We start from the raw sequence: 13,855 nt of genomic DNA, 5'->3' as shown, positions 1-13,855 counted from the left end.
CAGGGCCGGGCGGGGCAAGGTCGTAGGCTTGCGCGCGACAGGCCGGGCCGCCGGCCGTACGCCTCAGCACACCCGATACAAGGAGCCACAGGACATGGCCGACTCCAGTTTCGACATCGTCTCGAAGGTCGAGCGGCAGGAGGTCGACAACGCCCTCAACCAGGCCGCCAAGGAGATCTCGCAGCGCTACGACTTCAAGAACGTCGGGGCTTCGATCGACTGGTCGGGCGAGAAGATCCTCATGCAGGCGAACTCCGAGGAGCGCGTCAACGCGATCCTCGACGTGTTCCAGACCAAGCTGATCAAGCGCGGGATCTCGCTCAAGGCGCTGGACGCCGGTGAGCCGCAGCTGTCCGGCAAGGAGTACAAGATCTTCGCCACGATCGAGGAAGGCATCTCGCAGGACAACGCCAAGAAGGTCGCGAAGGTCATCCGCGACGAGGGCCCCAAGGGCGTCAAGGCGCAGGTCCAGGGCGAGGAGCTGCGGGTCAGCTCCAAGAGCCGCGACGACCTGCAGGCCGTACAGGCGCTGGTGAAGGGCAAGGACTTCGACTTCGCGCTGCAGTTCGTGAACTACCGCTGACCGGGCGGCTGGCCGGACCGCCTGCCGAACCGCTGTTCGCGGGCCGTTCCCGGCGGCCGGACGCGATGTCCGAAGACCGCCGGTCCCGGTGGTCCGGGGGTCGCAGACTCGTAGGTGTCCCGGTGGAGCGACCGCCGGGACGCCACGAGGAAGGGAGCACCCGATGACACCCCGCACCAGGATCTTCACCACGCTCGGCAGTCCGCTCGGTGAACTGCTGCTGGTGGGCGAGGAATCGGCGGACGCGCGGGGCGGAGTGGCGCTCGTCTCGCTCTCGGTACCGGGACAGAAGGGCGGCACCCGCATCGATGACGCCACCGCGTCCGGGTGGCGGTCGGCCCCTCACGCCTTCGAAGCGGTCACCGGGCAGCTTCGGGCCTACTTCGCCGGCGAACTGACCGGGTTCGAGATCGACTTCGCGGGTGGCGGGAGCGCGTTCCAGCAGCGTGTGTGGACCGCGCTGGACGGGCTGGAGTACGGCGCCACCGTGTCGTACGGGGAGATCGCCGCCCGCATCGGGCTCTCGGGGGCCGGGGTCCGCGCGGTGGGGACCGCGATCGGGCGCAATCCGCTGCTGGTCGTACGGCCCTGCCACCGCGTGATCGGCGCGGACGGCGCGCTGCGCGGATACGCGGGCGGCCTTGAGCGCAAGCAGTGGCTGCTGGGGCTCGAAGGGGCCCTGGTGGGCCCGGGGGGCCGGTAGCGCCCGCTCCGACCGACCGGGGTTCCCGACCCGACCGGGGTTCCGGCCCGGCCCGGCCCGGCCCGGCCGAAAGGGCTGCCGGGCGGCGCGGGGCGGTCAGCGGCGGTCGCGTGAATTGCCGAAGAGCAGGCGGTAGAGGATCAGCAGGACGAGCGAACCGCCGATGGCCGAGATCCAGGTGGGGCCGTCGTAGAAGTGCTTGGTCACCGGGTGGTTGAAGAAGTGCGAGGCGGCCCAGCCACCGATGAAGGCTCCCGCGATGCCTATGAGGGTGGTGCCGATCAGCCCGCCCGGATCACGCCCGGGGAGCAGGATCTTGGCGACGGCTCCGGCGAGCAGTCCGAGGATGATCCAACTGATGATTCCCATGAGCAGAGCCTGCCTTACGTTCGGTGTCTTAAACAGGGACGTCGGGCCAGCGGGCATGGTTGCGTCGCTGGTCGAGAGAGGTCCCTGGTCAGGCCACCGGCCGGGGCGGGTGCGGGTTGGCGCAGTACGGGCTCACGCGGTCGGGGTCAGCGCGCGGCGAACGGCTGGTCCGTGCGGACGATCTCCTTGCCCAGCGGCATCAGCGAGACCGGGATGAGCTTGAAGTTCGCGATGCCCAGCGGGATACCGATGATCGTGACGCACAGGGCGATGCCGGTGACGATGTGCCCCAGAGCGAGCCACCAGCCCGCGAGGACCAGCCACAGGACGTTGCCGATGCAGGAGGGGGCGCCGGCGTCCCGGCGGTCCACCGCCATGTAGCCGAAGGGCCAGAGGGCGTACACGCCGATGCGGAACGCGGCGATCCCGAACGGGATGCCGATGATCGTGATGCAGAGCAGGGCGCCCGCCAGGAGGTATCCGAGGAACATCCAGAAACCGCAGAGGACGAGCCAGACGACGTTGAGGATTGTCTTCACGAGCGTGGACCTGCCATCTGTTCGAGTCGGGAGATGCGCTCCGCCATCGGTGGATGGGTGGAGAACATCTTGGACAGTCCCTGGCCGGGGCGGAAGGGATTCGCGATCATCATGTGACTCGCGGTCTCGATCCGGGGCTCGGGGGGCAGCGGCAATTGCTTCGTACCGGCGTCCAGCTTGCGCAGGGCGCTCGCGAGGGCCAGTGGGTCGCCGGTGAGCTGGGCTCCCGAGGCGTCCGCCTCGTACTCACGGGAGCGGCTGACGGCCAGTTGGATGAGTGACGCGGCCAACGGGCCCAGGATCATGATCAACAGCATACCGAGCAGGCCGGGGCCGTCGTCGTCGTCGGAGCGGCCGATGGGGATCAGCCAGGCGAAGTTGACCAGGAACATGATCACCGAGGCCAGGGCGCCCGCCACCGAGGAGATCAGGATGTCGCGGTTGTAGACATGGCTGAGCTCGTGGCCGATGACGCCGCGCAGTTCGCGCTCGTCCAGGATCTGCAGGATGCCTTCGGTGCAGCAGACGGCGGCGTTGCGCGGATTGCGGCCGGTCGCGAAGGCGTTGGGCGCCTGGGTCGGCGAGATGTACAGCCGGGGCATGGGCTGGCGGGCCGTGGTGGAGAGGTCGCGGACCATGCGGTAGAGCGCGGGCGCTTCGAACTCGCTCACGGGCCGGGCCCGCATGGCGCGCAGGGCGAGCTTGTCGCTGTTCCAGTAGGCGTACGCGTTGGTGCCGAGCGCGACGACGAGCGCGACGATCAGGCCCGTACGGCCGAAGAAGCTGCCGATGACGATGATGAGGGCCGAAAGGCCCCCGAGGAGGACGGCGGTCCTCAGCCCGTTGTGCCGGCGGTGCACGGTACGCCCTCCAGATCGTGCGGCGGGGGAACCCACGCTCGGTACGCGGTCCACTGCGTCCCAGTGGACCTTCCCTCACTGGTCAACGCCAGGCGAGGGGAGCTGGTTCCCTTGCGCACGCGGCCACCGTGTCCGCCGTACGGGTGGAGTCAGCCCTGAGCGGGGATCTTCGCGAGCTCCAGCGCTTCCGGCACGGGCTTGATCTGGCTGGTGCAGTGGCCGCAGCGGGAGGCGATGGCCGGGATCTCGGTGTAGCAGAACGGGCAGTCCCGCTGGGCGGCCTTGATGTCGACCGGCTTGTCGCTGGTGAACCGGGCCTGGATCTTGGCGAGCGGGACGACGACGCCGAAGTAGAGGACCGCGGCGGTCACCAGGAAGGCGACGCCCGCGTTGATGAGGAGGCCGTAGCGGAAGTGCGCGCCCTCGACGGTGAACTCGGCCTTGCTGAAGTCGCCCATGGTGGAGCTGGTGGCCAGGCCGATCAGCGGCGTGATGAAGGCGGTGCTGAGTGCGGTGACGACCGCGGTGAACGCGGATCCCACGGCGAGGCCGATGGCCAGTGAGATGACGTTGCCACGGAGAATGAAGTCCTTGAACCCGCTCAGCACTGCTTGCTCCCTGTTGCTTCCGGTGGTGGGCCGTTCCTGGTGCGCCCGGCGCAAGACCGTAGCAAAACTCAGAAGAGGCTGCCGGAGGCGAAGCGGAGGATCAGCTGGGGGGCGCCGGACAGGGCGACCGCGGTGGCGGCGGCCAGACCGACGGCCAGGGTGAGCGGGACCGGTACAGCCGCTGTTCGGCGGGGTGCGGCGGTCTCTCCCCCGGCCGGGTCCGTCCCGGCTGCCGTCCGGCCCTGCGTTCCCGCGGGTGTGCGGAACAGCACAGCTGTCCACCGCAGGTAGTAGTACAGGGCGAACACCACGTTGACGGCCATGACGACGGCGAGCCAGCCGAGGCCCGCGTCGACGGCGGTCTGGAAGACCGTGACCTTGGCGAAGAGGCCGATGATGCCGGGCGGCAGTCCGGCCAGGCAGATCAGGAAGAAGCTGAGCGCGAGGGCGGCGAAGGGGCGGGTGGCCCACAGGCCGCGGAAGTCGCTGATCCTGCCGCCGGGCCTGCTCCGGGCGACGACGGCGACGACGCCGAAGGCGCCCAGGTTCACCACGGCGTACATCAGGGCGTACGCGACGGTGGAGCCGATCTCGTCGTCCGAGGTGTACGCGGAGGCGGCGATCGGCACCAGCAGGTATCCGGCCTGCCCGACGGAGGACCAGGCGAGCAGCCGGACCGCGCTGTGCGCGCGGGTGGCCGACTGGCGCAGGGCCGCCGTGTTGCCGACGGTCATCGTCAGGGCGGCGAGTACGGCGACGGCCGGGCCCCAGACGTCGGCGTACGCGGGGAACGCGACGACGGCGACCAGGATGAGCCCGGAGAAGCCGACGGCCTTCCCCACGACGGACAGGTACGCGGCGACGGGCAGCGGGGCGCCCACATAGGTGTCGGGGACCCAGAAGTGGAAGGGCGCGGCAGCCGTCTTGAAGGCGAAGCCGACCAGGGTGAGGACGACCCCGGTCTGGGCGAGGGTGTCGAGCTGCGGGTCGACCTGGGCTCCGGCGATCCGGCCGAGGTGCAGGGTGCCGGTCGCCGCGTACACGAAGCTGACGCCGAGCAGGGTCACGGCGGTGGCGGTGACCGAGGAGAGGAAGAACTTCAGGGCCGCTTCGGAGGAGAGGCGGTCACCGCGTTTCATGCCGACGAGGGCGAAGGCGGGCAGTGAGGCCACTTCGAGCGCGACGACCAGGGTCGCGAGGTCGCGGGAGGCGGGCAGCAGCGCGGCGCCGGAGGCCGAGGCCAGCAGCAGGAACCAGAACTCACCGGCCGGCAGCCGGTCGCCCCCGGTCTCGCTCATCGACAGCAGCGCGGTGAGCAGGGCGCCGCCGAGCACCAGCAGTTGGACGGCGAGGGCGAAGTGGTCGGCGGCGTAGCTGCACGCGCCGTGGTCCGCGGTGACGCAGAAGGTCACGCGGTCGCCCTTGCGCAGGGGCAGCAGCATGAGGAGGGCGGCGGCGAGCCCGGCGACCGCGGTCCAGCCGAGCAGCGGCTTGCGGTGCTCGGGCACGAACAGGTCGGCGACCAGGATGATCAGGGCGGTCGCGGCCACGATGACGGGCGGGGCGATCGCGAGCCAGTCGACGGACTGGACGAGGGAGCTCATGCCTTTCCTCCTGCGAGGAGCTTCTGCACGGCCGGGTCGGTGAGGCCGAGGAGGACCGCGGGCCACAGGCCTGCGAGGACGGTGAGGGCGACGAGCGGGCTCCAGGTGGCGAACTCGTAGCCCTGTACGTCCTGGACGATCCCGATGCCCGGGTCCTCCGGGGTTTCCTGCGGCTTGGCGCCCATGCAGACCCGGCGTACGACGAGGAGCAGGTACGCGGCGGTGAGCAGGGTGCCGAACGCGGCGACGGACATGTACGTGAGGAACGCGGGGCGGCTGAGCCCGGCGGCGGGGTCGAAGGCGCCGAACATGGTGAGCATCTCGCCCCAGAACCCGGCGAGTCCGGGCAGCCCCAGCGAGGCGACCGCGGCGAAGGCGAGGAGGCCGCCGAGGCGGGGGGCCCGGCCGTAGAGGGCGGCGCCCGTCGCTCCGGCGAGGGTGTCGAGGTCGGCGGTGCCGTACCGGTCCTTCAGGGCTCCGACGAGGAAGAACAGCAGGCCGGTGATCAGGCCGTGGGCGATGTTGGCGAAGAGCGCGCCGTTGACTCCGGTGGGGGTCATCGAGGCGATGCCGAGGAGCGTGAAGCCCATGTGGCCGACCGAGGAGTACGCGATGAGGCGCTTGAGGTCACCCTTGGCGCCTGTTCTGGCGAGGGCCAGGCAGGCCAGCGATCCGTAGACGATCCCGGCGACGGCGAACGCGGCGAGGTACGGCGCGAAGGTGTGCATGCCCTCGGGTGCGACCGGCAGGGCGACCCGGACGAATCCGTAGGTGCCCATCTTGAGCATGACGCCGGCCAGCAGGACCGAGCCGATGGTCGGGGCCGCGGTGTGCGCGTCGGGGAGCCAGCTGTGCAGCGGCCACATCGGGGTCTTCACGGCGAGGCCGAGAGCGATGGCCAGGACCGCGATGACCTGCGTGGTGTGGGTGAGGCCACGGCCGTTGTCAGTGGCGAGTGCCACCATGTCGAATGTGCCGCTCTTCACGCCGATGAGGAGGAAGCCGAGCAGCATGACGACGGAGCCGAGCAGCGTGTAGAGGATGAACTTCCAGGCGGCGGCCTGCTTCCGGGCCCCGCCCCAGCGGGCGATGAGGAAGTACATCGGGATGAGGACCATCTCGAAGGCCAGGAAGAAGAGCAGCAGATCGAGGACGGCGAAGGTCGCCAGCATCCCCGATTCGAGGAGCAGGACGAGAGCGACGAAGGCCTTGGGGGACGGGCCCTGGGGGAGCTTGAAGCAGGAGTAGAGCGCGCAGAGGAAGGTCAGCAGCGCGGTCAGTACGAGCAGGGGGAGCGAAATGCCGTCGGTACCGAGGTGGATGTGGACGTGGAGCGCCGGGATCCAGCTGATGTCGGTCGTGGCCTGCATCTTCGACGGGTGGTCACGGTCGAAGCCGAGCGCCAGGACGATCGCGGCGACGAGGACGGCACCGGTGACGACCACGCCGTGGCGGAGCACGGCCCGGTCGGGTGACTTCCCCTTCAGTCCGGGAGGCGCCGGGAGGAGCGCCGCGACGGCGCCGACGAGCGGGGCGACGACGATGAACGCCAGAAGGAACTGCATCACGGATGCGCTGATATCGATCACGGCTCACGATCCGGCGTAGGCGTTGGCGAGGGCGACGGCTGCGACCGCCAGGACGACGGAGCCGGCGAGCAGGGCGCTGAGGTAGGTCTGCACGTTGCCGGTCTGGGCGCGGCGGACGGCGGCCCCCAGCCAGCGGGGCACCGCCCCGGCACCGCGTACGTAGGTGTCGATGACCTCGCGGTCCAGGAAGCGGACCAGTTGGGCCGCGGCGAGCACGGGGCGTACGAACAGCGTGGTGTAGAGGGCATCGAGGTGGAAGCCGCCTGCCGCGTGCCGGTGCAGCGGGCCGAGGAGCAGCCTTCCGGGGTCGCCGGGGTCGGGGGCGGACGCGATGTCGCCGTAGACCGCCCGGTGGGTGGCGATGGCTTCCGCCTCGACCGTGGCCGGGTCGGCGTCCGGGTGGGCCGACACGGCGCCGATCGGGGGCTGTTGGGCCATCGCCGTGGTGTGCCGCCAGGTGGCGTAGGTGACGAGTCCGCCGACGAGGGCGACGCCCGTACCGAGTACGGAGGTGGTGAGGGACGGGGTGAGGCTGTGGCCGTCGAACCAGCCGGGGAGATAGCCGACGGTGAGGCCGAAGCCGATGGTCGGGACGGCGAGCACCCAGAGCACGCCGTTCATGACGAGCGGCTGCCTGCCGTGGTCGGGGGCTTCGGCGCCCCTGCCCCGGAAGGCGAGGAGCCAGAGCCGGGTGGCGTACGCGGCGGTCAGCAGGGCGGTGACGAGCCCTGCGACCAGGACGGTCCATCCGGCGCCCACGGGGGCGATGTCGCTGTCGCCGAGGGCGGTGTTCTCGGCGGCGACGAGGATGGATTCCTTGGAGAAGAACCCGGCGAAGGGGGGGATGGCGGCGAGCGCGAGGAGGGCGATGGTCATCGTCCAGAAGGCGTCGGGGATCCGTTTGGCCAGGTGGTCCATGCGGCTCATGGCAGCCAGGGAGTTGGTGCCCGCGGCGTGGATGACCACACCGGCGCCGAGGAAGAGCAGCGCCTTGAACGCGCCGTGCGAGAGGAGGTGGAAGACGGCGGCCCCGCGGTCGCCGACGGCCAGGGCGCCGGACATGTAGCCGAGCTGTCCGATGGTCGAGTAGGCGAGGACGCGTTTGATGTCGTCCTGCGCGAGGGCGGCGAGCGCCGAACCGATCATGGTGACGGCGGACATGACGGCGAGGACGGTGAGCGCGGCGGCGGACGCGGCGAAGACGGGCAGCAGCCTGGCCACGAAGTAGATGCCCGCGGCGACCATGGTCGCCGCGTGGATCAGCGCGGACACGGGGGTGGGACCGGCCATCGCGTCGGGCAGCCAGGTGTGCAGCGGGAACTGCGCGGACTTCCCGGCGACGCCCGCCAGGAGCAGCAGGGCGATCAGCGTGGGGTGGTGGAGGCCACCGTCCGAGACCGTGCGCAGGATGCCGGTGATGCGGAACGTACCGGCATCGGTGGCCAGCGCGAACAGGCCGATCAGGAAGGGGACGTCGCCCAGCTTGGTGACCAGGAAGGCCTTCAGGGAGGCGGCGCGCGCTTCGGGCGTCTCCCAGTAGTGGCCGACGAGGAAGTACGAGCAGATGCCCATGATCTCCCAGCCGACCAGCAGCACCATCAGGTCGCCGGAGTAGACGACGAGCAGCATGGCGGAGGTGAAGAGGGAGACGATCGCCGCGTACGAGGGGTAGCGCGGGTCGTCGCGCAGATAGCCCGTCGAGTAGAGCTGCACACAGGTGGCGACGACCGCGACCAGGATGGCGACGAGGGCGGCGAAGCCGTCGATGTGCAGGGACAGGTCGATGGGTACGGAGCCGGTGGGCGTGAGCCGGGTGGCCGTGTCGACGGTGTGGCCGCCGCTCTGGCGCACGGCGACCGTGATCGCGAGCGCGGCAGCGGCCAGCGGTGGCAGGACGGCCAGCGGACGTACGAATCCTGGGGCCGTGCGGCCGAGCAGGAGTCCGGCCGCTGCGCCCAGGAAGGGGAGGAGGGGAACGAGGACGGCGAGGGTCGTCGTGGTCACGCGGCAGCCTCTGCCTTCTCGCGGCCTTCGGGATCTTCGGGATCTTCCGGGTCCGTACGGTCTTCGGGTTCTGCGTGGTCGCCGGTGTCGTCGACGTCGTCCGGATCGTCGGGGTCCGGTGTCTCGGCGGTGTCGCGGAGCTTGTCGATGTCCGTCGTGCCCCGGTTCCGGTGGACCGCGAGGACGATCGCCAGCCCGATGCCGATCTCGGCGGCGGCGATGGCGATCGTGAAGAGGGTGAGCGCCTGGCCCGAGTGGAGCTTGTCGCGCAGCCAGACGTCGAAGGCGACGAGGTTGAGATTGACGGCGTTGAGCATCAGCTCGACGGACATCAGGATCAGGATCACGTTGCGGCGGGCGAGCACTCCGTACAGCCCGGTGCAGAAGAGGAGGGCGGCGAGCACGGCTGGATAGACGAGGTGCATCAGCGCTGCTCCCTGCTGTTCTTGCGGGACAGGTCAGCGCTGTTCCCGCGGGACAGGTCCGCGCTGTTCCCGGCGCTGTTCCTGCGGGACAGGACGATCGCACCGACGAGCGCGGCCAGCAGCAGCACGGACAGCGCTTCGAAGGGCAGCACCCAGTGCCGGAAGAGGATTTCGCCGGAGACCTTGGTGGAGCCCTGGGCAGGACCGTGGAGGTTGATCCACGTCGTACGGAAGGCGTCGACGACCACCCAGACGAGGGAGCAGGCAGCGGCGACCGCCACCACGAGGGCGGGCAGGCGGTTCTCCGAATCGGCGTCCGGGGAGCGGCCGATGGGGGCCTTGGTGAGCATCAGCCCGAAGAGGAGGAGGACGACCACCGAACCGACGTAGATCAGCACCTGGACCCAGGCGATGAACTCGGCCGTCAACAGGAGGTATTCGACGGCGAGACCGCCGAGCGCGACGATCAGCCAGAGTGCGGCGTGCACCAGATGCTTGGTCGTGACGGTGATGACGGCCGCGCCGAAGGTGGCGATGCCGACCAGCAGGAACACGATCTCGACGCCCGTCGGGGACAGGAATCCGGGGTGGCCGGCGGCTGCTGCAAGACTCACGCGTCCCCCTCCGGTCGGTTCTGCTCGGGCTGTTGGGGCTGCTGGGGCTGCTGGGACTTGGGGGGCTGCTGGGGCTGCTCGGCAGGCGCTGCCTGCTCCGCTTGCTCTGCCTGCTCTGCTTGCGCTGCCTGCTCCGCTTGCTCTGCCTGCCGGGCCGCTTCGAGTTTGTCGGCCGTCTTGCGGGCCGCCGCGATCTCCTTGGGCTCCTCGGCCGCCGGGTCGAGCGCGGGCGGCTCGGGCACCGTCCACATCCACTCGCGGAGCTTGTCGCGCTCGTGGGTGAGTTCGAGGATGTCCGTCTCCGCGTACTCGAACTCCGGGGACCAGAACAGCGCGTCGAAGGGGCACACCTCGATGCAGATACCGCAGTACATGCAGAGCGAGAAGTCGATGGCGAAACGGTCGAGGACGTTACGGCTGCGCTCGCGTCCGCCCGGCGCGGCGGCCGGGACGGTCTCCTTGTGGGAGTCGATGTAGATGCACCAGTCGGGACACTCACGGGCGCAGAGCATGCAGACGGTGCAGTTCTCCTCGAACAGCCCGATGACGCCCCGGGAGCGGGGCGGGAGTTCGGGCTGTACGTCCGGGTACTGCGCCGTGACCGTCTTCTTCGTCATCGTGCGGAGCGTGACGGCCAGGCCCTTGGCCAGGCCGGACCCGGGAATGCGCGGGCGGTTGGGCGGGAGTGGAGCAGCCACTAGCTGATCGCCACCTTCACGATGCCGGTGAGCGCGATCTGCGCGAGGGTGAGCGGGATGAGTACGGTCCAGGCCAGCTTCTGGAGCTGGTCCTCGCGCAGCCGCGGGTAGGTCACCCGGAGCCAGATGACACCGAAGGCGAGCACGCCCGTCTTCAGGAGCATCCAGAACCAGCCGAGCCCGTCGCTGCCCCACGGCCCGTGCCAGCCGCCGAGGAACAGGACGGCCGTGAGGGCGGACAGCACGACGATGCCCGCGTACTCGGCGAGCAGGAACAGCGCGAACCGCAGCCCCGTGTACTCGGTGTACGCGCCGAAGATGATCTCCGAGTCGGCGACCGGCATGTCGAAGGGCGGGCGCTGGAGCTCCGCGAGGCCCGCCGTGAAGAAGACCAGACCGCCGACGATCTGCCACGGGATCCACCACCACGCGAACGCGTCGAGGATGCCGGGCAGCGAGACCGTACCGGCCGCCATCGCGACGGAGGCCGCGGCGAGCAGCATCGGCAGTTCGTACGCGAGGAGCTGCGCGGCGGTACGGAGTCCGCCGAGGAGGGAGAACTTGTTGGCCGACGCCCAGCCCGCCATGAGCGAGCCGAGTACGCCGACGCCCAGCACAGCGAGCACGAAGAAGATGCCCGCGTCGACGACCTGGCCGACGGCGCCCTCCCCCGGCCCGATCGGAATCACCAGCACGACGAGCAGATACGGCAGGAGCGCGACGGCGGGCGCGAGCTGGAAGATCCGCCGGTCGGCGTCGGCCGGGACGATGTCTTCCTTCTGCGCGAACTTCACGCCGTCCGCGACGAGCTGCGCCCAGCCGTGGAATCCACCCGCGTACATGGGTCCGAGGCGGCCCTGCATGTGGGCCATGACCTTGTGCTCGGTCTGCCCGACGACGAGCGGCAGCACGAGGAACACGACAAAGACGATGACCAGCCGGATGGCGACGCCGAGTACGTCGTTCACGCGGTATCGCCTCCGGCGCGGGGATCGGGGTCAGCGGGGTCGGGCGTGGGGTCGGGGTCAGGTTCAGGGGCGGTGGCAGTGCCGGTGCCGGTGCCGGGGTCGGTCTCCGGTTCCGGTTCCGGTTCCGGGGTGGCGCCGGGTCCGGCCTTCGCTCCCGGCTCCGGGGTCGTGCCGGGTTCCGTTTCGGCTTCGGCTTCGGCTTCGGCTTCGGTATCGGTATCGGCCGGTGTGCGAGGCGGGGTTGCCGGAGCCTCGGCGTCCGTCGGGTCGAAGGTGGGCCTGGCGTTGCGCCAGGGCGCGTCGTCGCTGCCCGCCGGGGTGGCGCCCTGCGGTGCCCGCTGGGACGTGGATCCCTCGGACACGCTGCGGCTCCGCCGCGGGGACGCGGGTGCTGCCGGGGGCGGGGTTCGCGGCGCCTCGGATGACCGGTCCGCAGGAGCCTCGGCCCCCTGGGGTCCGGCCGCCCGGGTACCGGCCGCCCGCGTCTCCACCGTCGGGGTCTCCGTCGTCGGCGTCTCCGCCGGGGTCTCCGTCGACTGGCTCGCCGAGCCCTCGCTCACGCTGCGCGCGCGACGTACCGGGCGGTCGCCCGCCGCCCGCGCGGCACGGGCCGGGCGGGTCGGAGCCGGTGGGAGCTGGCCCTTCTGCGGGCCCCATTCGTTGGGGTCGGGAACACCGGGCGGCAGCATCTGACGGCGCTTGGCCCCACCAGCGGCCCCACCAGCGGCCCCACCGGCTGCGTGTCCGGCAGACGACTCCCCCGGCTCCTTCGCTCCGGGCCACGCCTTCGCGACCCGGGCCGCGAGGACGAAGTCCTTGCGCAGCGGGTGGCCCTCGAAGTTCTCGGGCAGCAGCAGCGGCACCAGGTGCGGATGGCCAGTGAAGGCGACGCCGAACATCTCGTGCGTCTCACGCTCGTGCCAGCTCGCGCCCGCGTAGACCTCGACGGCGGACGGCAGCACCGGCTCGGAGTGCGGGACGGTGGTGCGTACGAGCAGACGGCGGACCGTACGGCCCTCGAGCGCCACCACGTGGGCGCAGACCCGGAAGCCGGTGCCCGGTTCGTCGACGGCGCTCAGCCAGTCGAAGTAGGTACAGCCGAGCCGGTCCCTGGCGGTCTCCAGCGCGGAGATCCACGAGGCGGCCGGGACGTCGACGGTCAGCAGGTCGTAGCTGTGCTCGGCGGTGGCGTCCGCGCCGAAGAGTTCGGTGACGGCTTCGGGCAGCCGGTCGTACGCGTGCGTCACCGGCCGGCCCCCGGCGCCGTCGGCGGGGTGATGAGGCCGCTGGTCAACTGGGCGGTGGTGGGCGCGGAGTAGCGCTCGCCCAGGGATTCCCTGGCGATCTTCTCCTGGAGTTTCAGGATGCCCTGGAGCAGCGCCTCGGGACGCGGCGGGCAGCCGGGCACGTACACGTCGACGGGGATGATCTGGTCGACGCCCTTGGTCACCGAGTACGAGTCCCAGTAAGGGCCGCCGCAGTTGGAACACGCGCCGAAGGAGATGACGTACTTCGGCTCGGGCATCTGCTCGTACAGCCGCTTGACCGCCGGGGCCATCTTGTCCGTGACGGTGCCGGAGACGATCATCAGGTCGGCCTGGCGCGGGCCCGGTGCGAACGGGATCACGCCGAGGCGGATGAAGTCGTGGCGGGCCATCGAGGCGGCGATGAACTCGATCGCGCAGCAGGCGAGGCCGAAGTTGAAGACCCACAGGCTGTACCGGCGGCCCCAGTTGAGGACCACCTTCATGGGCTCGGGCGCCAGCCGGGAGAGCACGCCCAGGCGTTGCGGTGCGGCGGACGGCGCCTGCCCGGCGGCGGGGCCGCTGCTGGACACCACGGGCAGTTCGGCCGGGTTCGTCACGTCCATTCGAGGACGCCCTTCTTCCATGCGTAGAGCAGTCCCACGGCCAGGAAGCCGAGGAAGATGAACATCTCCACCAGCGTGGCCGCCCCGTACCCGCTGGCCGCGAAGACCGTCGCCCACGGGAAGAGGAAGATCGAGTCGACGGCGAAGATCACGTAGAGGAAGGCGTAGACGTAGTAGCGGACCTGGGTGTGGGCCCAGCCCTCGCCGACGGGGTCGACCCCGCACTCGTACGTCAGCAGTTTCTCCGGCGTCGGCACCACGGGCCGCAGCAGCCGTCCGGCCCCGAAGGCCACGGCGACGAAGAGCACACCGACGACCGCGAGCACGCCGACGACCGCGTAGGTGTGGAAATATCCGGTGTGGTCCGCCGCGAGATCCGTGTGGTCCGCCGCGAGAACGGTGGGTCCCGGCACGTCCGCCC

Annotated in this window: 16 protein-coding genes; 2 read left to right on the top strand and 14 right to left on the bottom strand. The window is 70.5% G+C overall.

Features of this window, described 5'->3' with window-relative positions:
* Positions 1-94 precede the first annotated feature (94 nt).
* Together OG709_RS21455 and OG709_RS21450 are read left to right on the top strand one after the other, a co-directional pair.
* A complete protein-coding gene (locus tag OG709_RS21455; protein ID WP_250299204.1) occupies positions 95-583 on the top strand; it encodes a YajQ family cyclic di-GMP-binding protein in 489 nt (162 codons plus the stop codon).
* 163 nt (positions 584-746) lie between these two features.
* Positions 747-1,286 (top strand): methylated-DNA--[protein]-cysteine S-methyltransferase, encoded by a 540-nt coding sequence (locus tag OG709_RS21450; protein WP_266641384.1) that lies wholly within the window; start codon positions 747-749, stop codon positions 1,284-1,286.
* A 96-nt stretch (positions 1,287-1,382) separates the two neighbouring features.
* On the opposite strand, the gene OG709_RS21445 is transcribed toward OG709_RS21450, so the two are convergent.
* The 14 genes from OG709_RS21445 to OG709_RS21380 all read right to left on the bottom strand — a co-directional run bounded on the left by OG709_RS21445 (position 1,383) and on the right by OG709_RS21380 (position 13,847).
* Positions 1,383-1,655 carry a GlsB/YeaQ/YmgE family stress response membrane protein gene (locus OG709_RS21445; RefSeq protein WP_250299202.1) on the bottom strand — a complete coding sequence of 91 codons (273 nt, stop codon included), beginning with the start codon at positions 1,653-1,655 and terminating at the stop codon, positions 1,383-1,385.
* Positions 1,656-1,801: 146 nt separating this feature from the next.
* A complete protein-coding gene (locus OG709_RS21440) occupies positions 1,802-2,194 on the bottom strand; it encodes a YccF domain-containing protein (RefSeq protein ID WP_250299200.1) in 393 nt (130 codons plus the stop codon).
* Positions 2,191-3,054 carry a zinc metalloprotease HtpX gene (gene htpX, locus OG709_RS21435; protein ID WP_250299199.1) on the bottom strand — a complete coding sequence of 288 codons (864 nt, stop codon included), beginning with the start codon at positions 3,052-3,054 and terminating at the stop codon, positions 2,191-2,193. Before htpX ends, OG709_RS21440 begins: the two co-directional genes overlap by 4 nt.
* Before the next feature lie 149 nt (positions 3,055-3,203).
* On the bottom strand, positions 3,204-3,662 hold the full coding sequence (locus OG709_RS21430) for an MscL family protein (protein ID WP_250299197.1): 459 nt from the start codon (positions 3,660-3,662) through the stop codon (positions 3,204-3,206).
* 68 nt (positions 3,663-3,730) lie between these two features.
* On the bottom strand, positions 3,731-5,266 hold the full coding sequence (locus OG709_RS21425) for an NADH-quinone oxidoreductase subunit N (protein ID WP_266641385.1): 1,536 nt from the start codon (positions 5,264-5,266) through the stop codon (positions 3,731-3,733).
* The gene (locus OG709_RS21420) at positions 5,263-6,831 is read right to left on the bottom strand and encodes a complex I subunit 4 family protein (protein WP_250299566.1); all 1,569 of its coding nucleotides are present in this window, start codon (positions 6,829-6,831) and stop codon (positions 5,263-5,265) included. The genes OG709_RS21425 and OG709_RS21420 overlap by 4 nt, the downstream gene beginning before the upstream one ends.
* 27 nt (positions 6,832-6,858) lie before the next feature.
* Positions 6,859-8,859, bottom strand: coding sequence for an NADH-quinone oxidoreductase subunit 5 family protein (locus OG709_RS21415; RefSeq protein ID WP_250299193.1), 2,001 nt, complete (start codon positions 8,857-8,859; stop codon positions 6,859-6,861).
* Positions 8,856-9,284, bottom strand: a complete 429-nt coding sequence (gene nuoK / locus OG709_RS21410) for an NADH-quinone oxidoreductase subunit NuoK (RefSeq protein ID WP_266641387.1) — start codon at positions 9,282-9,284, stop codon at positions 8,856-8,858. The genes OG709_RS21415 and nuoK overlap by 4 nt, the downstream gene beginning before the upstream one ends.
* Complete coding sequence (locus OG709_RS21405) at positions 9,284-9,898, bottom strand: NADH-quinone oxidoreductase subunit J family protein (protein WP_326694214.1); 615 nt, start codon at positions 9,896-9,898, stop codon at positions 9,284-9,286. Before OG709_RS21405 ends, nuoK begins: the two co-directional genes overlap by 1 nt.
* Entirely contained in the window at positions 9,895-10,515 is a 621-nt protein-coding gene (locus OG709_RS21400; RefSeq protein WP_329169161.1) for a 4Fe-4S binding protein, read from the bottom strand. Before OG709_RS21400 ends, OG709_RS21405 begins: the two co-directional genes overlap by 4 nt.
* An 80-nt stretch (positions 10,516-10,595) precedes the next feature.
* A complete protein-coding gene (locus OG709_RS21395) occupies positions 10,596-11,564 on the bottom strand; it encodes a complex I subunit 1/NuoH family protein (protein WP_250299188.1) in 969 nt (322 codons plus the stop codon).
* Positions 11,561-12,811 (bottom strand): NADH-quinone oxidoreductase subunit C, encoded by a 1,251-nt coding sequence (locus OG709_RS21390; protein ID WP_329167485.1) that lies wholly within the window; start codon positions 12,809-12,811, stop codon positions 11,561-11,563. Before OG709_RS21390 ends, OG709_RS21395 begins: the two co-directional genes overlap by 4 nt.
* The gene (locus OG709_RS21385; RefSeq protein WP_250299186.1) at positions 12,808-13,434 is read right to left on the bottom strand and encodes an NADH-quinone oxidoreductase subunit B; all 627 of its coding nucleotides are present in this window, start codon (positions 13,432-13,434) and stop codon (positions 12,808-12,810) included. The genes OG709_RS21390 and OG709_RS21385 overlap by 4 nt, the downstream gene beginning before the upstream one ends.
* Positions 13,425-13,847, bottom strand: a complete 423-nt coding sequence (locus tag OG709_RS21380; protein WP_250299185.1) for an NADH-quinone oxidoreductase subunit A — start codon at positions 13,845-13,847, stop codon at positions 13,425-13,427. Before OG709_RS21380 ends, OG709_RS21385 begins: the two co-directional genes overlap by 10 nt.
* Positions 13,848-13,855: the final 8 nt, after the last annotated feature.

The sequence above is a fragment of the Streptomyces sp. NBC_01267 genome (genome assembly GCF_036241575.1).
In the GTDB taxonomy this organism is placed as follows: domain Bacteria; phylum Actinomycetota; class Actinomycetes; order Streptomycetales; family Streptomycetaceae; genus Streptomyces.
Note: the sequence above shows the minus strand (reverse complement) of the source record. Positions and strands in the feature narration are given on the sequence as shown.

Coding starts and splice junctions, on each gene's coding strand:
- OG709_RS21450 (WP_266641384.1), top strand. CDS start 747: ATGACACCCCGCACCAGGATCTTCACCACGCTCGGCAGTCCGCTCGGT.
- OG709_RS21445 (WP_250299202.1), bottom strand. CDS start 1,655: ATGGGAATCATCAGTTGGATCATCCTCGGACTGCTCGCCGGAGCCGTC.
- OG709_RS21420 (WP_250299566.1), bottom strand. CDS start 6,831: ATGCAGTTCCTTCTGGCGTTCATCGTCGTCGCCCCGCTCGTCGGCGCC.
- OG709_RS21455 (WP_250299204.1), top strand. CDS start 95: ATGGCCGACTCCAGTTTCGACATCGTCTCGAAGGTCGAGCGGCAGGAG.
- OG709_RS21385 (WP_250299186.1), bottom strand. CDS start 13,434: ATGGACGTGACGAACCCGGCCGAACTGCCCGTGGTGTCCAGCAGCGGC.
- OG709_RS21425 (WP_266641385.1), bottom strand. CDS start 5,266: ATGAGCTCCCTCGTCCAGTCCGTCGACTGGCTCGCGATCGCCCCGCCC.
- OG709_RS21400 (WP_329169161.1), bottom strand. CDS start 10,515: ATGACGAAGAAGACGGTCACGGCGCAGTACCCGGACGTACAGCCCGAA.
- nuoK (WP_266641387.1), bottom strand. CDS start 9,284: ATGCACCTCGTCTATCCAGCCGTGCTCGCCGCCCTCCTCTTCTGCACC.